Below are 21,421 nucleotides of genomic sequence, written 5' to 3'. Positions count from 1 at the left end.
CGGCGTAACGCGTGATATGCGCTACGCCATGCCGGCTCTTATCCTGCCTCTCGTCGATGCTGCAACCCACTGGCCCGCCCGCGGCGCGCTGGTCGGGCTCGACCTCGGCACCAAGACCATCGGCGTTGCCGTATCCGACCCGGACCGGCGGCTTGCGACCGGCGTCGAGACGATCCAGCGCAAGCAGTTCAAGCAGGACGCCGCCCGGCTGCTCGCGATTGCGGCCGAGCGCAGGGTGGTCGGCTTCGTGCTCGGCCTGCCCATCAACATGGACGGCAGCGAGGGTCCGCGCGCGCAATCCACCCGCGCCTTCGCCCGTAATCTCGCCGGCCTGACCGCCCTCCCCATCGGCCTGTGGGACGAGCGCCTCTCGACCGCGGCCGTCGAGCGCGAGCTGATCGGCATGGATGTCAGCCGCGCCAAGCGCGCCGAGGTCATCGACGAGCACGCCGCGATCTTCATCCTGCAAGGCGCGCTCGACCGCCTCGCCAATCTCCGTTCAGGGACCACCTGACTGATGGCCGTCGTGATTGCGGCGCTGCTGCCGGTCTTCATCCTCATCGTGCTCGGCATCGTGCTGAAGCGCAGCCTGATGCGGCTGGACACGCAGTGGCACGGGCTGGAGCGGCTGACCTATTTCGTGCTGTTTCCGATGCTGCTGATCCAGACGCTGGTGAAGGCCGACCTCTCCAAGGTGCCGGTCGCGGGTGTCGGCGGCGCGCTGCTGCTGTCGGCGCTGGCGATGTCGCTGCTCTGCCTCGCGCTGCGCCCTGCCCTGGCCCGGCTCGATATCGACGGCCCCGCCTTCACCTCGATCTTCCAGGGCGCGACGCGCTGGCAGACCTTCGTGGGGCTATCGGTCGCCGCCAACATGTTCGGCGATGTCGGGCTGGCGCTCGCCTCCGTGGCGATGGTCGCGATCATTCCCCTCGTCAACGTGTTGAGCGTCGTGGTGCTCGCCCATTACGCCGCGCCGGAGAAGCAGTCAGCGCGGACCATCGTCATGACGGTGATCCGCAATCCCCTGATCTGGGCCTGCGCGATCGGGCTCTTCGTCAACGTCACCCACCTGCCGTTGCCAAAACTCTGGCACGAGGTGGCGGACGCGCTTAGCCGCTCCTCGCTCGCGATCGGCTTGCTCGTCACCGGCGCCGGTCTGCATCTCGAAGGCCTCTTGCGTCCAAGCGTGGCCGCGGCCATCGGCGTCGTCTTCAAGCTCGCGCTGATGCCTGCGCTGGCACTGGCGCTGGCCGTCTGGTTCGGACTGTCGGGCGACAGCCGCGCGATCGTGGCGATCTGCGCGGCGGTGCCGACCTCGTCCAGCGCCTATGTGATGGCGCGCCAGATGGGCGGCGATGCCCCGCTGCTGGCGCAGATCATCACGCTGCAGACGATTTTGGCGGCGATCACGATGCCGATCGCGATCGCGCTGGCGGCCTAGCTTCCTAGCCACATCGTCAGCACCACCGCGGTGAGATTGTTCAGCGCGTGCAGCACGATGGTGAGCCAGAGCGAATTCGCGCGATAGCGCATGTAGCCGAACCACAGGCCGATGGTGAAGACCTCGGCGAGGAAGTACATGTCGTATTGCAGGTGCACGACCGTCCAGACCAGCGACGACAGCAGGATCGCGCCCGGCACGCGCAAGAAACTCGCCGACCAGCCGCGATAGAGGAAGCCGCGCGCCAGGATCTCCTCCGACATCGGCGCAGCCACGCTGAAGGCGAACAGCAGCAACAGCGCCGCGCCCTTGTCGCGGCCCGATTTCAACAGATCGGTCATGAAGCCCGGCGTCGCCTCGCGGCCGAGCGCGCGCGACATCGTCTCCCAGACCAGCACCAGCAGGATGAGGCCGACCGCACCGAACAGCAGTTGCTTCCAGGACGGCCAGTGCAGCGCGAGATAGTCGACGAAGGAGGCTTTCTTGATGGCAATGGCGAGCCACACCGCCAGGAGCGTCGCCGGCAGGCCCATGATGACCGACAGCGCGAGCGCCTGCGGATCCTGGCCGACCGCCTGGAGCGAGGCGAAGTCCATGGGAAGACCACGCTGCACCACCAGCAGGACAACGGCGCCGATCTGCCCGACGAACATCGCCACGAAGACGAAGAGGCCCCACAGCGCGGTGCCCCAGAACATCCAGAGGCGCGGCGTCGCTGGCGTCACGGTCAACGGCGGATGGTCGGGATTGAGGGAATCCATCAGGAGGCTTTCGTTGGGAAGACTCACGGCAGCGCCCGCTCCAGCAGCGCGCGCATCTCGCCGCTCTCCAGCTCGACCGCGCCATACATGCTGGCGTGGGTCGCTGCGAGGCGCGTGGCGGCAAACAGTTCGGCGTGGCGCGGCGACACGCCGTTGAGCGCCGCAGCGGCGGCAAGCAGTGCCAGCTTCTCGACCGCAAGCCGCGCGACGCGTTCGCCATCGGCGCGGCGGAAGGTCTTACCGATGAACGCAATCGCTTCGCCTGCTCCGGGCAAGCCCTTCGTCTCGGCCGCAAGCGATTGCAGCACAGCCGTCGCCGCCTCCGGCTCGCGCGAGAGCGCCCGGAGCACGTCGAGGCACATCACGTTGCCGGAGCCCTCCCAGATCGCGTTGACCGGCGATTCCCGGTAGTGCCGCGCCAGAATGCCGTCCTCGACATAGCCGTTGCCGCCGAGGCATTCCATGGCCTCATAGAGGAACGGCGGCGCACTCTTGCAGGTCCAGTATTTGATTGCGGGGGTCAGCAGCCGCATATAGGCGGCCTCCGCCGCATCGTGCGGCGTGCGGTCGAAGGCGCGGCAGAGCCGCATGACCAGGGCTGTGCTCGCCTCGACATGCAGCGCCATGTCCGACAGCACGGCCTGCATCAGCGGCTGATCGGCCAGATGTTTCTGGAACACGCTGCGGTGACGGGCGTGATGCAGCGCATGCGCAAGTCCCGAGCGCATCAGGCCGACGGATGCGATCGCGCAATCCTGCCGCGTCAGCTGCACCATCTGGATGATGGTGCGGATGCCCTTGCCCTCCTCGCCGACCCGTTCGGCGTAGGCACCGACGAACTCGACTTCGGACGAGGCATTGGAGCGATTGCCGAGCTTGTCCTTCAGCCGCTGGAACTGGATCGCATTCACCGAACCATCCGGCGCAAAGCGCGGCATGAAGAAACAGGTCAGACCCTGCTCGGCCTGCGCCAGCACCAGGAACGCATCGCACATCGGCGCCGACATGAACCATTTGTGGCCGGTGATGCGATAGGCCTCGCCGTCGCGCACCGCACGCGTCATGTTGGCACGCACGTCGGTGCCGCCCTGCTTCTCGGTCATGCCCATGCCGAGAGTCATGCCGCGCTTCTGCCACCACGGCGCAAAGCTCGGGTCGTAGCTCCGGGTCGACAGCACCGGCATCACCCTGCCGAGCAGGTCCGGCTGCATCGCCAGCGCACCGACCGAGGCGCGCGTCATCGTAACAGGACAGAGGTGGCCGGTCTCGACTTGCGCGGCCATGTAGAATTTTGCGGCACGAATGACTTCGGCGGCATCGCCCGCAGGCTTGCCGTTCGCGGTCCAGGTCGAATTGTGGACGCCGGCATGAGCGCTGTGTGCCATCAGCTCATGATAGGCCGGGTGAAACTCGACCTGGTCGCGGCGATTGCCTTTTGCGTCGAAGGTGCGCAGCTTCGGCGTGCTCTCGTTCGCGACGCGCCCGCGATCGGCCATCGCGGCCGAGCCCCACTGCCTGCCGAACTCCGACAGCTCGCGTTCCGCCGCCGCGCCGCCATTGGCCTTCACCGCATCGACCAGCGGCCGATCCACGGCGAACAGGTCGATATCCTCGAACGGCGGCGACTGGTTGAAGACCTCGTGGGTCGCGAAGCTCGGCTGGGTCATCAGGTTTCCTCGGCGCGGACTTTAGTTCCGGCGCGGCTGAATCGGGAAATCATAGGCGGCCCCGCCCGCCCCTGGCAGGGAAAAATGCCACCACTCCTTCGAATAGTTCACAAAGCCTTGCCTGGCCATCGCAGCCACCAGCCGCTTGCGCCAGGCGCGCTGCTCCGGTGTGATCGACGGTGCCGCAGTATGGCCCCTCGTGTCGGTGCAGTCGTAGCCGGTGCCCATGTCGACGCTGCCTTCCGGCGCGCGCGCTTCGACCGGCGCCGTGCAGTCGGCATAGGTCTTTGCCGCATCATATTTGGCGGCGTTGTCGGCTTTGAGATCGACCAAGGTCAGATCGAGGGCGGCGCCCGTCGAATGCTGCGACCGGCTCGCGATGTAGCCGAGGCGGAACAGCTCGGTCTTGGGGATCTTGGGATTATAGCGCCGCTCGGCCGCCGTCTCGTGACCGTTCTGCGACCACTTGACCATATCGAGCGACGCCCGCGCCGGCCGGTAGCAGTCGAACATCTTGAGCGAGAGGTTTTGCGCCGCCAGCTCTTCTTGTACCGCCTTCAGCCGCAGTCCGACTTCGCGCTTCACCACGCATTCACCGGCATTGTAGCCGGCAAGCGGGCGGCCGACGAAATTGTTCGAGGTGGCGTAGCGGATGTCCTGGATGATGCCGGGATCGATCTCGCGCAGATAGACGAAGCCGCCGGGGAGCGATTGGGCCAACGCGGATGAGATGGAGGCGATTGTTAAAAGTACGATCAAAATCGATTTGATGGAGCGCATCTAAACTTCCTTGTCATTCCGGGGCGATGCGAAGCATCGAACCCGGAATCTCGAGATTCCGGGTCTGGCGCTTGCGCGCCATCCCGGAATGACCGTGTACCAGACTCCTCAGGGGATAACTCCCCGCCCCGGCATTGGCCCTTGCCCCGTCATGCATCCGCGCCTATAGCTCTCGTTTTAATGACATCGAAATCGACCTTCGTCCTCGGCCACCGGCATTTGCTGGGCATCGAGGGCCTTTCCGCGGCCGACATCACCGGCCTCCTCGACCTGTCCGAAGAATATGTCGAGCTCAACCGCCAGGTTGACAAGAAGCGCACCGTCCTGCGGGGACGGACGCAGGTGAACCTCTTCTTCGAGGCTTCCACCCGGACCCAATCCTCGTTCGAGCTCGCCGGCAAGCGCCTGGGCGCCGACGTCATGAACATGTCGGTGTCCTCCTCGTCCATGAAGAAGGGCGAGACGCTGATCGACACCGCGATGACGCTGAACGCGATGCACCCGGACATCCTGGTGATGCGCCATCACGCCTCCGGCGCGGTGGAACTGCTGGCCCGCAAGGTTGACGGTTCCGTGATCAATGCCGGCGACGGCGCCCATGAGCATCCGACCCAGGCCCTGCTCGACGCGCTCACCATCCGCCGCAACAAGGGCCGGATCGAAGGGCTCGTGGTCGCGATCTGCGGCGACGTGCTGCATTCGCGCGTCGCCCGCTCGAACATCATCCTGCTCAACACGATGGGCGCCCGCGTCCGCGTCGTCGGCCCGACCACGCTGTTGCCGCCAGGCATCGAGCGGATGGGCGTCGAGGTCGCGCGCGACATGCGCGAGGGGCTCAACGGCGCCGACATCGTCATGATGCTCCGGCTCCAGCGCGAGCGTATGAACGGCTCCTTCGTGCCGTCATCCAGCGAGTACTTCAACTATTTCGGGCTCGACCAGAAGAAGCTCGCCTACGCCAAGCCCGACGCACTGGTGATGCATCCGGGCCCCATGAACCGCGGCGTCGAGATCGACTCGATCGTGGCCGACGGCGCGCAATCCCTGATCCGCGAACAGGTGGAGATGGGTGTCGCCGTGCGCATGGCGGTGCTGGAAGCGCTCGCCCGCAACCTGCCGAACGCGTGATGCCGATGCTGACCGATCGCCGCCCCATCCTGCTCGCCAACGCCCGCGTCGTCGACCCCTCCCGGGATTTCGACGGTGTCGGCGACGTTCTCATCGCCGACGGCGCCATCCGCGAGACCCGCCGCGGCATCGGCGCGGCCGGCGTCCCCGAAGGCACCGACATCGTCAACTGCACCGGCAAGATCGTGGCGCCCGGCCTGATCGACATGCGCGCCTTCGTCGGCGAGCCCGGCTTCAGCCATCGCGAGACCTTTGCCACGGCGAGCCAGGCGGCCGCGACCGGCGGCATCACCACCATCATCTGCCAGCCCGACACCTCTCCGGTGATCGATAATTCGGCGACCGTCGACTTCGTGATGCGCCGCGCCCGCGACACCGCGATCGTCAACATCCAGCCGATGGCAGCGCTCACCAAGGGCATGCACGGCGATGAGATGACCGAGTTCGGTCTGCTCAAGGCCGCGGGCGCGATCGCCTTCAGCGACGGCGTCAGAAGCGTGACCAATGCGCAGGTGATGCGGCGCGCGCTGACCTACGCGCGCGATTTCGACGCGCTGATCGTCCACTACACCGAGGACCCCGATCTCGTCGGCGAAGGCGTGATGAACGAGGGCGAGTTCGCCTCGCGGCTCGGCCTGATGGGCATCCCGAATGCCGCCGAGGCCGTGATCCTGGAACGCGACATGCGCCTCGTGGCGTTGACCGGCGGCCGCTATCACGCGGCCTCGCTGACCTGCATCGACTCGCTCGAGATCCTCCAGCGCGCCCGCGACGACGGGCTCGCCGTCAGCGCCTCGGTCTCGATCAACCATCTTGCGCTGAACGAGAACGACATCGGCCCCTACCGTTCCTTCCTGAAACTGTCGCCGCCGCTGCGAACCGAGGACGACCGCCGCGCGCTGGTGGCCGCAATCGCCTCCGGCCTGCTCGACGTCATCATGTCCGACCACAATCCGCAGGACGTCGAGGTCAAGCGCCTGCCGTTCGCCGAAGCCGCTCCCGGCGCCGTTGGTCTCGAAACCATGCTGCCCGCGGGCCTGCGCCTCGTCCACAATGGCGAGCTGGACCTGAAGACGCTGATCCGGGCGATGTCGACCCGCCCGGCCGAGTTGCTCGGCCTGCCCGGCGGAACCCTGCGCGCAGGCAGTCCGGCCGACGTCATCGTGATCGACCCCGATGTGCCCTGGGTGGTCGATCCCGCCGACCTCAAATCGCCCTGCAAGAACACCCCGTTCGACGAGGCCCGCTTTACAGGCCGCGTGGTGCGCACCATTGTCGGCGGACGCACGGTCTACGAGCATGTCTGACGTGAAATCTAGCCTTTGGAGCTGCCGCCATGGGGCTTGAAGCATTTCTGCCGGTGGCCTTCGTCATCGGCTACCTCCTCGGCTCGATCCCGTTCGGGCTGGTCCTGACCAGGCTCGCCGGCACCCAGGATATCCGCTCGATCGGCTCCGGCAGCATCGGCGCCACCAATGTGCTGCGCACGGGACGCAAGAGCCTCGCCGCGGGCACCCTCCTGTTCGACGCGCTCAAGGGCACCGTGGCGGTGGTGATCGCCGGCTACATCGCAGGACCCAATGCCGCCATGGTGGCCGGGCTCGGTGCCTTCCTCGGCCACCTCTTCCCGGTCTGGCTCAAGTTCAAGGGCGGCAAGGGCGTGGCCGTCTATATCGGCATCCTGCTCGGACTGTTCTGGCCCGGCGCCGTCGTGTTCTGCCTGATCTGGCTGGCGACCGCCTTCACCACCCGCTACTCCTCGCTCTCCGCGCTGGTGGCGGCGTTCGTCACGCCGATGTTCCTGTGGTGGTTCGGGCACCTTGCGCTCGCAGCCTTGTTCGCGGTGCTGACGCTGCTCTTGTTCTACGCGCATCGCGAGAACATCAAGCGATTGCAAGCTGGCAAAGAAAGCCGGATCGGCGAGAAGGCGTAGTCGCTTCGAGGTCCGCGTCTAAAGCCGGGCATCTACGGATACCGAAGCCCCCTCTCTGCATTATATGTCAAATCCTGTTCGCAACTGCCGGCGCTTCGCGGCAGGCAGTAGCGAATGTGTTCCATGCCTGTCATCCTGACAGTCGAGATGGCGTTACGCGGTTGCTCAGAATGAGCGAGAAGATGGTCGGCGCGCATGACGGGGTTGGTTTGCGAGGTGCGTTGCGCACCGCGGCAAGCCGGCTGCTCTCGACCACCGACATCTGGTCCGATGCGCCCTCGCCGCCTCCCGCGCCTCCTCCCGTCTTGCCGCCAGCGCCGCAGCCTGATCCGATCGCGCAAGCGCCAGTGACGGCCGAGGTAGTGACCGCGACCGCGCCCGTTGCGCCCGCGCAGCTACCCGCCGGCCAATGGCCGCCGAGAAAGCTCTCGCTGGCGCTGCAGGGCGGTGGCACCTTTGCCGCCTTCACCTGGGGCGTGCTGGAGCGGCTGCTGGAAGAGCCGATCGAGATCGACACCATCAGCGGCGCCAGTGCCGGCGCTATCAATGCGCTCCTGCTCGCCTCCGGCCTTGCCGAGGGCGGCCGCGAAGCTGCACGTAGCCGGCTGAGCCGGTTCTGGATCCGCCTGATGCACGAGGCCTCGTTCCGCTCGCTGATGCTGGTCGGCGGCTTTTCGCCGGCGGGAAGCTCGGTCGCGTTCGGTCCGACGCTGCGCTCCGGCCAGTTCGATCCTTTCGATCTCGATCCGCTGCGGCAGGCGCTATCGCGCGACATCGATTTCGCCGCGCTACTCAATCCGGACTGCCCGAAGCTCCTGATCGCGGCGACACGGATCCGCGATGGGCAGCAGCAGATCTTCCGCAACGATGCCATCACCGCCGAGGTCGCGCTGGCCTCGACTTGTCCGCCGTTGGTTCACTGCGCCGTCGAGATCGAGGGCGAAGCCTATTGGGACGGCGGCTTTGGCGGCAACCCGCCGCTGCTGCGGCTGACGCAGGACACGACGACGTCCGACGTCCTGCTCGTCCAGGTCACGCCGGCGCGCGACAGCTACGTGCCGATCACGCTCGCCGCGATTGATCGCCGGCTGGACCAGATCGCGGCCAACGCCGCCCTCAATGCCGAGATCGCGGCGATCGAATGGGCGCAGGCTCATGCCGCGCCGTCGCTGCGCCTCACCAGGATCGCGGCGGAAGATTCCGTTGACGGCCTGGCGCAACGTTCGTCCACCGATCTCGGCCGTGGCTTCATTCGCCTGCTGCACCGGAGTGGTCGCGCAGCCGCCGAGCGCTGGCTCGGGCAAGGCACCGCCGTCAGTGCAGCTTCACCTGCATCCGATCAGCACATCGCGAGCAACGAGCCCGCGCTAGCCTGATTTCGCCAGCGCATCCTCGAGGAACCACGCCGTTGCCAGCGCGCGCGCGTCGTTGCCGAAGCGTGCGATCACCTGCACGCCGATCGGCAGGCCACCCGCCTTCAGCACGGGAACGTTGACGCAAGGATTGCCCATCAGCGTCCAGAGCCGGTTGTAGCGGGGGTCGCCTGTCGTCGCGAGTTCCTTGGCCGGAGCCGTGCCGGGCGCCGAATAGGTCAGGAGCACGTCGACGCCCTCGAACAATTCGCCGAGCTCGCGGCGGCCGCGACGGCTGATCCGGCGCGCCTCGTCATAGTCCTTCGGCGTCAGATGGGCGGTGGCATCGAGGCTTGCCCGCAGCATCGGCGCGATCTCGTCGTGACGCTCCGAAAACTCCCAGGCCAGCGCGCGATGCGCCTCGAAGTCCTGGACGATGGGATGGATGCGCCAGGCCTCCTGCACCGCCTCGGGCAGATCGATCGTCTGCACGCTGGCACCGGCGCGCTCCGCCGCCTTCACCGCGGCCAACAGGCCCTCTTCGGCCGCCGGCTCCACGGCGCCGGCGAACTCCTGCCTGACCACGCCGATGCGCGGCGCCTTCGCCGGGACGATGCCGGAAAATTCGCTGCGGCCGGTCATCGCGAGCAATCCGCACGCGAGATCCTCAGCGCGGGCGCCGAACAGGCCGACCGTGTCGAGCGCCCATGAATAGCATTTCACGCCGACCGTCGGCAGCATCCGGAACGACGGCTTGATCGCGGCAGTCCCGCAATAGGCCGCGGGCCGGATCACCGAGCCGCCAGTCTGGGTGCCCAGAGCCAGCGGGATCATGCCGGCACCGACGGCCGCCGCGGAACCCGCCGACGAGCCGCCCGGCGAGTGGCCGAAATTATGCGGATTGAGCGTCGGGGTCGGATCGCGCGAGGCGAACGCGGTCGTGGTGGTCTTGCCGATGATGGTGGCGCCTGCCCGCTTCAGCATCATGACAACAGGCGCATCGGCGCGCGGCTGCCAGCCGCGATAGATTTCCGAGCCCATCTCGGTCGGCATATTGGCGGTGTCGATGATGTCCTTGATGCCGACCGCGATGCCGCGCAGCGGACCGGAGGCTTGCGCCTTCGCGGATTTGTCGTGGCGGACGAAGGCGCGAACGTCCTTCTCCCTGGCCTCTATCGCCGCATGCGACTGGGCGATGGCGGCCTCGGGCGAAAGCTCCCCCGCTTCGATGCGGCGCTGGAGGTCGGCGAGTGAAATCATGGCAAAACCCTTCTTATTGGCATCGCTTTTAGCATCGGGGCGGGACCAGGCAAGCGCAGGTCGCTGTTGCGCAACGCCCTCAGGTTGTTCCATGCTGTGACTACAAGGAGACGCCGTGGACGCCATCAATCCGAGCGTGGAGCTGACCGAGGCTGACAGGATCGACCGCCTGCGGCTGATCCGCTCCGACAATGTCGGGCCGCGCACTTTTCGTTCGCTGGTGGATCATTTCGGCAGCCCGCGTGCTGCGCTGGAGCGGCTGCCTGATCTGGCGCGCCGCGGCGGCGCCCAGCGATCGGGGCGCATCTGCAGCGCCGACGAGGCCAAGGCCGAGCTCGCCGCGAGCCGCAAATTCGGCATCGCATGGCGCGCACCCGGCGAGGACGGCTATCCGGCCCGGCTGGCGATGATCGACGATGCGCCGCCGCTGCTCGCGGTGCGCGGCGATACCCCAACCCTGATGCGGCCGATGATCGCTATCGTCGGCTCGCGCAACGCATCCGGCGCCGGGCTGAAATTCGCAGGCCTGCTGGCGCGCGAGCTTGGCGAAGCCGGTTTTATCGTCATCTCCGGGCTCGCCCGCGGCGTCGATCAGGCTGCGCATCGCGCCAGTGTCGCAAGCGGGACGATCGCGGTGCTCGCCGGCGGACATGATTGCATCTATCCGCCCGAGCATGGCGACCTGCTCGCAGGGATCCTCGACCACGCGGGGGCTGCGATCTCCGAGATGCCGCTCGGCCACGAGCCGCGCGCCCGCGACTTTCCTCGCCGCAACCGGCTGATCTCGGGCGCCTCGCTCGGCGTCGTCGTGGTGGAAGCGGCGCACCGCTCGGGCTCCCTGATCACCGCGCGGATGGCGGCCGAACAGGGCCGCGAGGTGTTCGCGGTCCCGGGCTCGCCGCTCGATCCGCGTGCCGCCGGCGCCAATGATCTGATCAAGCAGGGCGCGACCCTCGTCACCGAAGCTGCCGACATCATCAATGCTGTCGCACCAATCATGGAGCGGCCGCTGATGATTCCTGCGAGCGAGCCCGACAGCGAGCCGTTCGAGAGCGAGCCGCAAGGCCACGACCGCGACCAGATCACCGGCCTGCTCGGCCCCACCCCCATCTCGATCGACGATCTCGTGCGGATGTCCGGCGCCTCGCCCGCGATCGTCCGCACCGTGCTGCTGGAGCTCGAGCTTGCCGGAAAGCTCGAACGTCACGGCGGCGGCTTGGTGTCGCTGCTTTAGCCGTCGTTGCGCTGGTCGAACTGCGTGCGCGCCGCCTCGATCTGCATCAGATGGTCGATCGCCCACTGCCCGAGCGCTTTCACCGGCTGTTGCAGCCCGCGGCCGAGATCGGTCAGCTCGTAATCGACGCGTGGCGGAATGGTCGGAAAGATCGTGCGCGTGACCAGGCCGTCGCGCTCCAGCCCGCGCAGCGTCAAGGTCAGCATGCGCTGCGAGATGCCGTTGATCATGCGCTTCAGCTCGTTGAAGCGCTTAGGCCCGTCGCTCAGCATCATGATGACGAACACGCTCCATTTGTCACCGACGCGAGACAGCACGGAGGCGACCCCACGGCAGTCCGCATGGTCGGGATGCGGCATTGGATCGGGCCTCGGCGTCGCAGGAAAACCAGTGTTCTCAAGTTTCAAAGATGTGCCCATGGCTCAAAAAAGTGCGTTCTTGCGGGGTTTTCGCTAGTCACTCATGTAGCTCTGGTTACAAACTTATACCAGGGTGACCCCAAATGAAACTCCTCCATCTCGACTCCAGCGTGCTCGGCCCCCACTCCGTGTCCAGGCAGGTCTCCGCCGCCATCGTCGACCGGCTCCGGCAGGCGACGCCCTCACTGGACATCATTTATCGCGATCTGACCCAGACCCCGCTGGCCCACCTCTCCGGCTCGCACCTTGCCGCCGCGCAAGGCGCGCCCGCACCGGCGGAACTCGGACCCGACCTTGCCGCAAGCGCAGCCGCGCTGGACGAGTTCCTGGCCGCCGACATCGTCGTGATCGGCGCGCCCATGTACAATTTCACGATTCCGAGCCAGCTCAAGGCCTGGATCGATCGCATCCTGGTGGTGGGGAAGACTTTCAAATACGGCGCAGCCGGGCCCGAGGGGCTCGCCGGCGGCAAGCGCGTGATCGTGGCGATCTCACGCGGCGGCTATTACGGCGTCGAAACGCCCTACGCAGCCGGCGAGCATCTCGAAACCTATCTGCGCTGGGTGTTCGGGTTCATGGGTATCACGAACGTCGAGTTCATCCCCGCCGACGGCATCCAGGTCGGACCGGATCACCGCGAGAAGGCGCTGGCGGGTGCGCTTCAGGCGGCAACAAGTCTTCGCGCGGCCTGAGATCATGCCGACATCATCAGTCGCCGGGGCCTTGCCTGCGGCGGCTGATGGACGGCGGCCGGTCTGCGAGGCTAGAACCAGGCGCCCTGCATGCCCAGGATGACGGCGACGAGCGAGACGAACAGGCCGATGCCGGCGAACAGAACCACTCCGATGAGTTCGGACGTATTGGAGCGTTTGGCCGGAACGGCGGAATTCTCGGTATAAATGCGTGGTGCTGAAATCGATGAAAAAATGCGGGCTGCTTTTGGCATATCGGACTCCCTTGAAATGAGTCTTGTGCCCCCTGCCCGTAAAAATGTCTTGGCAGCTGGCGCGAAGGTTCAACGCCTCACGCAAGGTTCAGGAAAATACAGCTCGGCAGGTGCAGGAATCTGCCGGCGCAATCGCAATGATCGCGCCGACTGATTCAATTTTCACTTCACTTGATCAACCGCGATAGATCGGCGCGCCGCTCGGCGAGGCCACCGCGCCGCCGTCGACGAAGATCTCCTGGCCCTGCACATGCGCGGAATCATCGGAGGCAAGGAATAGCACCGTCTTCGCAACGTGATCGGTTTCGCCGATGCGCCCCAGAGGCGTCGACAGCGCGATCCGCTTCTCGAACGCCTTCTCGGCTTCCGGTGTTGCCGTTGCAGGTCCCCAGATCGGCGTGCGGGTCGCGCCGGGCGCGACCACGTTGACGCGGATGCCGCGCGGCGACAGCTCCGAGGCCATGATCCGCGCCATCGCGCGCACGCCGGCTTTCGCCGCGCCATAGGCCGAGTAGCCGGGAATGCCGAGCACGGAGATCACCGAGCCGTTGAGGATGATCGAGGCATTGTCGCTGAGATAAGGCAGTGCCGCCTGCACCGTGAAGAATACACTTGTCAGGTTCGTGCTGATGACCTTCTCGAAGACCTCGAGCGTGGCAGAGCCGAGCGGCGTGCCGCCGGCGATGCCGGCGTTGGCGAACACGATGTCGAACTTGCCGAACTTTTCGGCGCCCTGCTTGATCGCAGCTTCCGTCGCCGCGATGTCGGTGGCGTCGGCAGCGAGCGCGAGCGCGTTCGGCCCGAGCTCCTTGGCCGCCGCCTCCAGAGTCTGTTTGTTGCGTCCGGTGATCACCACCTTGGCGCCTTCGGCCACGAACAGCTTGGCCGTTGCCAGCCCGATGCCGCTGTTGCCGCCGGTGATCAGGGCCGTCTTGTTCTTCAGTCTCACGTTCGCCTCCAGTGGTTGCATCATAAAACTATGTTGCCATCTAGGGCATATGGTTTTATTATGCAACCACACAAGCGCGTGATCGGCCCGACGATCGTGCGAACGCGACAGGACGGAACGATGGTGAAACGAACCAGCTTCGAGGGCGATGCCTGCCCGATCGCGAGGTCGCTGGACGCGCTTGGCGATTGGTGGTCGCTGCTGATCATCCGCGAGGCGCTGTTTGGCCTGCGCCGCTTCGGCGAATTCCAGAGCAAGCTTGGCATGGCCAAGAACATCTTGTCGGTCCGGCTGCGCTCGCTGGTCGACCACGGCATCCTGGCAACCGCCCCCGCCTCCGACGGCAGCGCCTATCAGGAATATGTGCTGACCCCGAAGGGCCGCGGCACCTTCCCGATCCTGGTGGCGCTCAGACAATGGAGCGAGGAGTTCGACGATCACCCTAAGGAGATCGCGACCGTGTTGGTGGATCGCGCCAAGCACCGCCCGGTGAAGAAGCTCGAAACGCGTGCGGAGGACGGACGGCTGCTTACGCCCGCCGACACCATGTTGAAGCCGCGGCCGCCGCGGCGGCGGTCGGCGTGATGACGCACGGTTGCCACCACAGCGTCATTGAGCGCAGCGAAACAATCCAGATTGCCACTGCGGAAAGGCTCTGGATTGCTTCGCTGCGCTCGCAATGACGGCTTGAAAGGACTTGTACAAAATACAGACGGCGTCGAAGATGCTCAAATAGCCGAAAGTGGCACCCATGCCCCTGCTCGCCATCGTCTATTTTTCCATCTCCGGCACCACCGAGTCGCTGGCGCATGCAGTGGCGCGCGGAGCGGATGGCATTGCGCACGTCGCGCTGTGTCGCATCACGGGCGACGATATCGTGTCGGGCCGCTTCCAGAATGAGAGCTTATTGGAAACGATCGACCGCGCCAGCGCCGTCGCATTTGGCAGCCCGACCTACATGGGCGGAGCAGCGGCGCAATTCAAAGCCTTCGCAGACGCCTCAAGCGACCGGTGGACCCAGCAGCGATGGGCCAACAAGTTCGCAGCCGGATTCACCGCGGGCGCTCTCGCGGGGGGCGATCAACTCCACACCTTGACCTACTTCTCCATTCTGGCTGCGCAGCACGGCATGCTCTGGTGCGGGCTGGATATTCCGGGCGGGGAGGATCCGAGCGGCCGGAATCGGTTGGGCAGCCAACTTGGCTTGGCTACCCACTTGGTTGGCGGCTTGTTACCTCAAAGCGACGTCAGCACGGCCGAATATCTCGGCCAGCGATTGGCGGCAACGGCCAGCCGCAACGGCTAACGTCATCGTCATTGAGCGCAGCGACTTGTCCGCCGAAGCCTTGGCGAAGGCGGAAGCAATGCAGAATCTCTCCGCGGAGACAGTCTGGATTGCTTCGCTGCGCTCGCAATGACGGGGATGGAGCAGCGCTCTCAACTCTGAGGCGCTCGTCCTGCAAAGCAGGGCGAGCCTCAGGACGACGGGTTGGGTAGTGCCCTCACGACAGCTTGCGCTTGCTCCGCAGCCTCACATGCTCGTCGGCCTCGAGCTTGGTCATGCCTAGGAGATAATGCAGCACGTCGAGCTTGTGGCGCTCGGCGAGCTTGCGCAATGCCCCGACCTGCTCGGCGATGAAGGCGACGGCTTCGTCCACGCCGCCCTCCCCCGGTTCCTCGTGACGCGAGCCTCCCGGCGCGCCTGATGCGGCGCGCGCCCGTTTCTTTCCTGGCTTAGTCACCAGACCCCACCCGAATCCATGCCCCGCAGAAACATTACGCCGATAGCGATCGCAACTCCAAGGTGGTATTTTACAACTTTCTCGATATGAAACTTTTCCCTCCCGGGCGACCTTCAACAGCCCTCGATTTGACAGGACCCGCCTCACCACCCATGTTCGGAGCGAAACGGCCGACCCGAGTCCTTTCGTTTTCGGCCTCAGATTTTCCCGTAAGTTACTGGAACTACATGAATATCGTCATTGTGGAGTCGCCGGCGAAAGCCAAGACGATCAACAAATATTTGGGCTCGTCCTATGAGGTTCTGGCCTCGTTCGGCCATGTCCGCGACCTGCCCGCGAAGAACGGCTCCGTCGATCCCGACGCCAATTTCAAGATGATCTGGGAGGTCGACCCCAAGGCGGCCGGCCGGCTCAACGACATCGCCAAGTCCCTGAAGAACGCCGACCGCCTGATTCTCGCCACCGACCCTGATCGCGAGGGCGAGGCCATCTCCTGGCACGTGCTGGAGGTGCTGAAGGAAAAGCGCGCGCTGAAGGACCAGAAGATCGAGCGGGTGGTGTTCAACGCCATCACCAAGCAGGCGGTCTCGGACGCCATGAAGCATCCGCGCCAGATCGACGGCGCGCTGGTCGACGCCTATATGGCGCGCCGCGCGCTGGACTATCTGGTCGGCTTCACCCTCTCCCCCGTGCTGTGGCGCAAGCTGCCGGGCGCCCGCTCCGCCGGCCGCGTGCAGTCGGTGGCGCTGCGCCTCGTCTGCGACCGCGAGCTCGAGATCGAGAAATTCGTCGCGCGTGAATATTGGTCGCTGATCGCGACCCTGCTCACCCCGCGCGGCGATGCGTTCGAGGCCCGTCTCGTGGGCGCGGACGGCAAGAAGATCCAGCGCCTCGACATCGGAACCGGCGCGGAAGCCGAAGACTTCAAGAAGGCGCTGGAGACGGCCGCCTACGCCGTGACCTCGGTAGACGCGAAGCCCGCCCGGCGCAATCCGCAGGCGCCCTTCACCACCTCGACGCTGCAGCAGGAAGCCAGCCGCAAATACGGCTTTGCGCCGGCGCACACGATGCGCATCGCCCAGCGCCTCTATGAAGGCATCGACATCGGCGGCGAGACCACCGGACTCATTACTTACATGCGTACCGACGGCGTGCAGATCGCCCCCGAGGCGATCACCCAGGCGCGCAAGGTGATCGGTGAGGATTACGGCAACGCCTATGTGCCGGACGCTCCGCGCCAGTACCAGGCCAAGGCCAAGAACGCCCAGGAAGCGCACGAAGCGATCCGTCCGACCGACATGTCCCGCCGCCCCGACAGCATGAGCCGCAAGCTCGACGCCGATCAGGCGCGACTTTATGAGCTGATCTGGAAGCGCACCATCGCGAGCCAGATGGAATCGGCCGAGCTCGAGCGCACCACCGTCGACATCACGGCGAAGGCAGGCTCCCGCACGCTGGAGCTGCGCGCCACCGGCCAGGTGGTCAAGTTCGACGGCTTCCTCGCGCTCTACCAGGAAGGCCGCGACGACGAGGAGGACGAGGACTCCCGCCGCCTGCCCGCGATGAGCCCGAACGACGCGCTCAAGCGGCAGAGCCTGTCCGTCACCCAGCATTTTACCGAGCCGCCGCCGCGCTTCTCCGAGGCCTCGCTGGTCAAGCGCATGGAAGAGCTCGGCATCGGCCGGCCCTCGACCTATGCCTCGATCCTGCAGGTCCTGAAGGACCGCGGCTACGTCAAGCTGGAGAAGAAGCGCCTGCACGGCGAGGACAAGGGCCGCGTCGTGATCGCGTTCCTGGAAAGCTTCTTCAGCCGCTACGTCGAATACGATTTTACGGCGGGTCTCGAGGAGCAGCTCGACCGCATCTCCAACAACGAGATCTCCTGGCAGCAGGTGCTGAAGGATTTCTGGACCGGTTTCATCGGCGCCGTCGACGACATCAAGGATCTGCGCGTCGCGCAGGTGCTCGACGTGCTCGACGAGATGCTCGGGCCGCACATCTATCCGCCCCGTGCCGACGGCGGCGACGTCAGGCAGTGCCCGAACTGCGGCACCGGCCGGCTCAACCTGAAGGCCGGCAAGTTCGGCGCCTTCGTCGGCTGCTCAAATTATCCGGAGTGCCGATACACCCGCCAGCTCGCCGCCGATGGCGAGGCCAGCGCCGACCGTTCGCTCGGCCAGGATCCCGACACCGGCTTCGATGTCTGGGTCAAGGCCGGCCGGTTTGGTCCCTATATCCAGCTCGGCGAGCAGAAGGATTATGCGGAAGGCGAGAAGCCGAAGCGCGCCGGCATTCCGAAGGGCACGTCGCGCGGCGATGTCGAGCTCGAGCTTGCGCTGAAGCTGCTTTCGCTGCCGCGCGAGATCGGAAAACATCCGGAAACCGGCCAGCCGATCACCGCAGGCCTCGGCCGCTTCGGGCCGTTCGTCAAGCATGAGAAGACCTACGCCAGCCTGGAGGCCGGCGACGAGGTGTTCGACATCGGCCTCAACCGCGCGGTGACGCTGATCGCGGAGAAGGTCGCCAAGGGCCCGAGCCGCCGCTTCGGCGCCGATCCCGGCAAGGCGATCGGCGATCATCCCTCGCTCGGCACCGTCACCGTGAAGAGCGGCCGCTACGGCGCCTATGTCACCGCCGGCGGTGTCAACGCGACGATCCCCGCCGAGTTCGAAAAGGACACCGTCACGCTGGCACAGGCGATCGCGCTGATCGACGAGCGGGCTGCCAAGGGCGGCGGCAAGAAGCCGAAGAAGGCAGCGAAGCCGGCCAAGGCCAAGAAGACTGCAGAGAAGGCTGCGGACGGCGATGACGCCACGCCGAAGAAGAAACCGGCCGCGAAGAAGGCGGCCAAATCGAAAACTGAATCCACCAGCAAGGCGCGCGCAGCCGTGTCGTCGACCGCAAAAACGTCGCCGACCAAGGCAGCCGCCCCCAAGGCCCCGGCCAAGAAGAGTGCCGGCAAGACTTGAGATCAAGAATTAGAGGTTAAGTGAAACGCAAGAATGACCGTGGCTTTCCCGACAGGCAAGCCATCGTCGCCTTCATCAAGGCAAATCAAGGAAACGTCGGCACCCGCGAAATTGCGCGCGAGTTCGGCCTGAAGAACGCCGATCGCGTCGAGCTCAAGCGCATATTGCGCGAGCTCGCCGACGACGGAACCATCAAGAAGAAGCGCCACAAGGTGTCCGAGCCGGACGCGCTGCCGCCGACGCTGGTCGCCGATATTACCGGCCGCGACCAGGACGGCGAATTGATCGCCTCCCCCACCGAATGGGACGAGGTCGAGAGTGGCGAGCCCCCCAAAATTCGCATCCAGATGCCGCGCCGGCCAAAGCCAGGCACCGTCGCCGGCGTCCGCGATCGCGTGCTGCTACGCGTCGAGCCGACGTCCGAGACCGAAGGCCCCGCCTATCGCGGCCACATCATCAAGGTCTTCGACAAGGCCAAGAGCCGCATCCTCGGCGTGTTTCGCAGCCTGCCCGAAGGCGGCGGACGGCTCGTGCCCGTCGACAAGAAGTCCGCGGACCGCGAGCTGAACATCGCCGCGGCCGACACACACGGCGCGCAGGACGGCGATCTCGTCAGCGTCGACATCGTCCGCACGCGCAGCTTTGGGCTGGCGTCCGGCCGGGTGAAAGAGAAGCTCGGCTCGGTCAAGTCGGAGAAGGCGATCAGCCTGATCGCGATCTACGCCCACGACATCCCGCTGCAATTCTCGCCCGCCGCGATGCGCGATGCGGAAGCGGCGGAGCCGGCCAATTTGAAGGGCCGCGAGGATTGGCGCGACGTGCCGCTTCTCACCATCGATCCGCCCGACGCCAAGGATCACGACGACGCGGTGCACGCGCAGCCCGATGAAGATCCCAACAACAAGGGCGGCTTCATCGTCAACGTCGCCATTGCCGATGTCAGCTTCTACGTCCGGCCGGGCAGCGCGCTCGACCGCGACGCGCTCGACCGCGGCAATTCCGTCTATTTCCCCGACCGCGTCGTGCCGATGCTGCCCGAGCGCATCTCGAACGATCTCTGCTCGCTGGTGCCGGGCGAGCCGCGTGGCGCGCTCGCGGTGCGCATGGTGCTCGGCCCCGACGGCCGCAAGCGCTCGCACAGCTTCCACCGCATCCTGATGCGCTCGGCGGCCAAGCTGAGCTACGCGCAGGCGCAGGCCGCGATCGACGGCCGGCCTGATGACACCACCGGCCCCCTGCTCGATCCGATATTGAGGCCGCTCTATGCCGCCTATGCCTGCGCCAAGCGCGCCCGCGACGAGCGCGATCCGCTCAATCTCGACCTGCCCGAGCGCAAGATCCTCCTGAAGAGCGACGGCACGGTCGACCGGGTCGTCGTGCCCGAGCGCCTCGACGCGCACAAGCTGATCGAGGAGTTCATGATCCTCGCCAACGTCGCAGCCGCCGAGATGCTGGAGAAGAAGTCGCTCCCGCTGATCTACCGCGTGCATGACGAGCCGACCCTGGAAAAGGTCCACGCACTCGCGGAATTTCTGGAGACGCTCGACGTTCCCTTCGCCAAATCAGGCGCTCTGCGTCCCACCACATTCAACCGCGTGCTGGCCCAGCTCGAAGGCCATGATTATTACCCGCTGGTCAGCGAGGTCGTGCTGCGCGCCCAGGCGCAGGCCGAATACTCTTCGGAGAATTACGGGCACTTCGGCCTGAATTTGCGCCGCTACGCGCATTTCACTTCGCCGATCCGCCGCTATGCCGACCTCGTCGTGCACCGCGCGCTGGTCCGAGCGCTCGGTCTCGGCGAAGGCGCCCTGCCCGACAGCGAGACGCCGGAAAGCCTCGGCGAGGTCGCAGCCCACATCTCGGTGACCGAGCGCCGCGCGATGAAGGCGGAGCGCGAGACCGTCGACCGGCTGATTGCCCATCACCTGGCTGATCGCATCGGCGCGAGTTTCCAGGGCCGGGTCTCCGGCGTCACCCGCGCCGGCCTGTTCGTCAAGCTCGCCGAGACCGGCGCCGACGGCCTGATCCCGATCCGATCCCTCGGCACGGAATATTTCAACTATGACGAGAGCCGACACGCCCTCGTCGGCACGCGCAGCCGCACCATGTATCAGCTGGGGGACGTGGTCGACGTCCGCCTGATCGAGGCAGCGCCGATCGCGGGCGCGCTGCGCTTCGAGCTGCTGTCGTCCTCCAGTGAGACCGCGCCGCGCGAACGCAGACCATCCGGTCCGCAGCGCCGCCCCTCGTTCAAGGCGCAGCCCGGACGCAGCCCGGATAGAAAACGCAAGCCGGGAAAGCCAAAATCCGGCAAGGGGAAGAAGGGCCAGGGAAAGAATAAAGGAAAGAACAAGGGCAAAGGCGGCGGTAAAAAGGGCAAAGCATGGTGACGATGAGCACGGCCCCAAAAATCTGGACGCGCGAGACGGGTCTCGTCGAGAAGCGCGATCTCTGGACGGCGATGAAGCGCGGCTTTCGCGGCCGCTGCCCGCGCTGTGGCGAGGGCAAACTGTTCCGCGCCTTCCTGAAGACCGCAGACGATTGCGCCAAATGCGGCCTCGATTTCACGCCGCACCGCGCCGACGATCTGCCCGCCTATCTCGTGATCGTCATCGTCGGTCACATCGTGGTGCCCACGATCCTCTGGATCGAGACCAATTACACGACGCCGGTCTGGCTCAGCTTCGCGGCCTATCTGCCCTTCACCTTCGTCGCCTCGCTCGCGCTGCTGCAGCCGGTGAAGGGAGCTGTGGTCGGCCTGCAATGGGCTCTGCGCATGCACAGGTTTGACGAGAACCCTCCGGATGGTATTCCGCCGGTGTAAGCAAGAAGTAAAAAGC

21 protein-coding genes are annotated in these 21,421 nt (G+C 65.9%); 13 read left to right on the top strand and 8 right to left on the bottom strand.

The window, feature by feature from the left end; all coding sequences use genetic code 11:
* Positions 1-28: 28 nt before the first annotated feature.
* On the top strand, positions 29-514 hold the full coding sequence (gene ruvX, locus XH81_RS07100) for a Holliday junction resolvase RuvX (RefSeq protein WP_028143927.1): 486 nt from the start codon (positions 29-31) through the stop codon (positions 512-514).
* 3 nt (positions 515-517) lie between these two features.
* On the top strand, positions 518-1,441 hold the full coding sequence (locus XH81_RS07095; protein WP_028143928.1) for an AEC family transporter: 924 nt from the start codon (positions 518-520) through the stop codon (positions 1,439-1,441).
* Here the strand turns inward: XH81_RS07095 and XH81_RS07090 are convergent.
* Genes XH81_RS07090 through XH81_RS07080 form a run of 3 tightly spaced genes read right to left on the bottom strand, consistent with a single transcriptional unit; the run spans position 1,438 to position 4,649 of the window.
* A complete protein-coding gene (locus XH81_RS07090) occupies positions 1,438-2,202 on the bottom strand; it encodes a CPBP family intramembrane glutamic endopeptidase (protein ID WP_028143929.1) in 765 nt (254 codons plus the stop codon). The genes XH81_RS07095 and XH81_RS07090 overlap by 4 nt on opposite strands.
* 23 nt (positions 2,203-2,225) lie before the next feature.
* Positions 2,226-3,869: an acyl-CoA dehydrogenase family protein gene (locus XH81_RS07085; protein WP_028143930.1), complete on the bottom strand. Its 1,644-nt coding sequence runs from the start codon at positions 3,867-3,869 to the stop codon at positions 2,226-2,228.
* 21 nt (positions 3,870-3,890) lie between these two features.
* Positions 3,891-4,649, bottom strand: coding sequence for a M15 family metallopeptidase (locus XH81_RS07080; RefSeq protein WP_028143931.1), 759 nt, complete (start codon positions 4,647-4,649; stop codon positions 3,891-3,893).
* Positions 4,650-4,829: 180 nt separating this feature from the next.
* Here XH81_RS07080 and XH81_RS07075 point away from each other — a divergent pair, with 180 nt between their 5' ends.
* The 4 genes from XH81_RS07075 (at position 4,830) to XH81_RS07060 (ending at position 9,086) form a co-directional block, all read left to right on the top strand.
* Positions 4,830-5,777, top strand: coding sequence for an aspartate carbamoyltransferase catalytic subunit (locus XH81_RS07075; protein WP_018321103.1), 948 nt, complete (start codon positions 4,830-4,832; stop codon positions 5,775-5,777).
* Positions 5,778-5,782: 5 nt separating this feature from the next.
* Positions 5,783-7,084 (top strand): dihydroorotase, encoded by a 1,302-nt coding sequence (locus XH81_RS07070; RefSeq protein ID WP_028143932.1) that lies wholly within the window; start codon positions 5,783-5,785, stop codon positions 7,082-7,084.
* Between the two features lie 29 nt (positions 7,085-7,113).
* Complete coding sequence (plsY, locus tag XH81_RS07065; protein WP_028143933.1) at positions 7,114-7,710, top strand: glycerol-3-phosphate 1-O-acyltransferase PlsY; 597 nt, start codon at positions 7,114-7,116, stop codon at positions 7,708-7,710.
* A gap of 170 nt (positions 7,711-7,880) precedes the next feature.
* Positions 7,881-9,086 carry a patatin-like phospholipase family protein gene (locus XH81_RS07060; RefSeq protein ID WP_028143934.1) on the top strand — a complete coding sequence of 402 codons (1,206 nt, stop codon included), beginning with the start codon at positions 7,881-7,883 and terminating at the stop codon, positions 9,084-9,086.
* On the opposite strand, the gene XH81_RS07055 is transcribed toward XH81_RS07060, so the two are convergent.
* Entirely contained in the window at positions 9,078-10,322 is a 1,245-nt protein-coding gene (locus XH81_RS07055) for an amidase (protein WP_028143935.1), read from the bottom strand. The genes XH81_RS07060 and XH81_RS07055 overlap by 9 nt on opposite strands.
* Positions 10,323-10,437: 115 nt before the next feature.
* On the opposite strand from XH81_RS07055, the gene dprA reads away from it, so the two are divergent.
* Complete coding sequence (gene dprA / locus XH81_RS07050; protein ID WP_028143936.1) at positions 10,438-11,556, top strand: DNA-processing protein DprA; 1,119 nt, start codon at positions 10,438-10,440, stop codon at positions 11,554-11,556.
* Here the strand turns inward: dprA and XH81_RS07045 are convergent.
* Positions 11,553-11,975 carry a winged helix-turn-helix transcriptional regulator gene (locus tag XH81_RS07045; RefSeq protein WP_028143937.1) on the bottom strand — a complete coding sequence of 141 codons (423 nt, stop codon included), beginning with the start codon at positions 11,973-11,975 and terminating at the stop codon, positions 11,553-11,555. The two genes, dprA and XH81_RS07045, sit on opposite strands and share 4 nt — an antisense overlap.
* Before the next feature lie 83 nt (positions 11,976-12,058).
* Here XH81_RS07045 and XH81_RS07040 point away from each other — a divergent pair, with 83 nt between their 5' ends.
* Positions 12,059-12,667 carry an FMN-dependent NADH-azoreductase gene (locus XH81_RS07040; protein WP_028143938.1) on the top strand — a complete coding sequence of 203 codons (609 nt, stop codon included), beginning with the start codon at positions 12,059-12,061 and terminating at the stop codon, positions 12,665-12,667.
* Between the two features lie 71 nt (positions 12,668-12,738).
* Here the strand turns inward: XH81_RS07040 and XH81_RS07035 are convergent, their stop codons facing one another.
* Positions 12,739-12,921 (bottom strand): hypothetical protein, encoded by a 183-nt coding sequence (locus XH81_RS07035; RefSeq protein WP_028143939.1) that lies wholly within the window; start codon positions 12,919-12,921, stop codon positions 12,739-12,741.
* A 175-nt stretch (positions 12,922-13,096) separates the two neighbouring features.
* A complete protein-coding gene (locus XH81_RS07030) occupies positions 13,097-13,870 on the bottom strand; it encodes an SDR family oxidoreductase (RefSeq protein ID WP_026202489.1) in 774 nt (257 codons plus the stop codon).
* A gap of 120 nt (positions 13,871-13,990) precedes the next feature.
* Between XH81_RS07030 and XH81_RS07025 the strand changes: the two genes are divergently transcribed.
* On the top strand, positions 13,991-14,455 hold the full coding sequence (locus tag XH81_RS07025; RefSeq protein ID WP_271596089.1) for a winged helix-turn-helix transcriptional regulator: 465 nt from the start codon (positions 13,991-13,993) through the stop codon (positions 14,453-14,455).
* Between the two features lie 166 nt (positions 14,456-14,621).
* A complete protein-coding gene (locus XH81_RS07020) occupies positions 14,622-15,176 on the top strand; it encodes a flavodoxin family protein (RefSeq protein WP_028143941.1) in 555 nt (184 codons plus the stop codon).
* Between the two features lie 196 nt (positions 15,177-15,372).
* On the opposite strand, the gene XH81_RS07015 is transcribed toward XH81_RS07020, so the two are convergent.
* Positions 15,373-15,528 (bottom strand): hypothetical protein, encoded by a 156-nt coding sequence (locus XH81_RS07015; RefSeq protein WP_240536454.1) that lies wholly within the window; start codon positions 15,526-15,528, stop codon positions 15,373-15,375.
* 311 nt (positions 15,529-15,839) lie between these two features.
* Here XH81_RS07015 and topA point away from each other — a divergent pair, with 311 nt between their 5' ends.
* The 3 genes from topA to XH81_RS07000 are packed head-to-tail and all read left to right on the top strand — an operon-like array spanning position 15,840 to position 21,405.
* A complete protein-coding gene (gene topA, locus XH81_RS07010; RefSeq protein ID WP_271596088.1) occupies positions 15,840-18,581 on the top strand; it encodes a type I DNA topoisomerase in 2,742 nt (913 codons plus the stop codon).
* A gap of 20 nt (positions 18,582-18,601) precedes the next feature.
* On the top strand, positions 18,602-20,971 hold the full coding sequence (gene rnr / locus XH81_RS07005; protein WP_028143944.1) for a ribonuclease R: 2,370 nt from the start codon (positions 18,602-18,604) through the stop codon (positions 20,969-20,971).
* A complete protein-coding gene (locus XH81_RS07000) occupies positions 20,965-21,405 on the top strand; it encodes a DUF983 domain-containing protein (protein WP_028143945.1) in 441 nt (146 codons plus the stop codon). Before rnr ends, XH81_RS07000 begins: the two co-directional genes overlap by 7 nt.
* Positions 21,406-21,421: the final 16 nt, after the last annotated feature.

Origin of the sequence: Bradyrhizobium sp. CCBAU 25360, assembly GCF_028128695.1 — a bacterium.
Taxonomy (GTDB): domain Bacteria; phylum Pseudomonadota; class Alphaproteobacteria; order Rhizobiales; family Xanthobacteraceae; genus Bradyrhizobium; species Bradyrhizobium ottawaense.
Note: the sequence above shows the minus strand (reverse complement) of the source record. Positions and strands in the feature narration are given on the sequence as shown.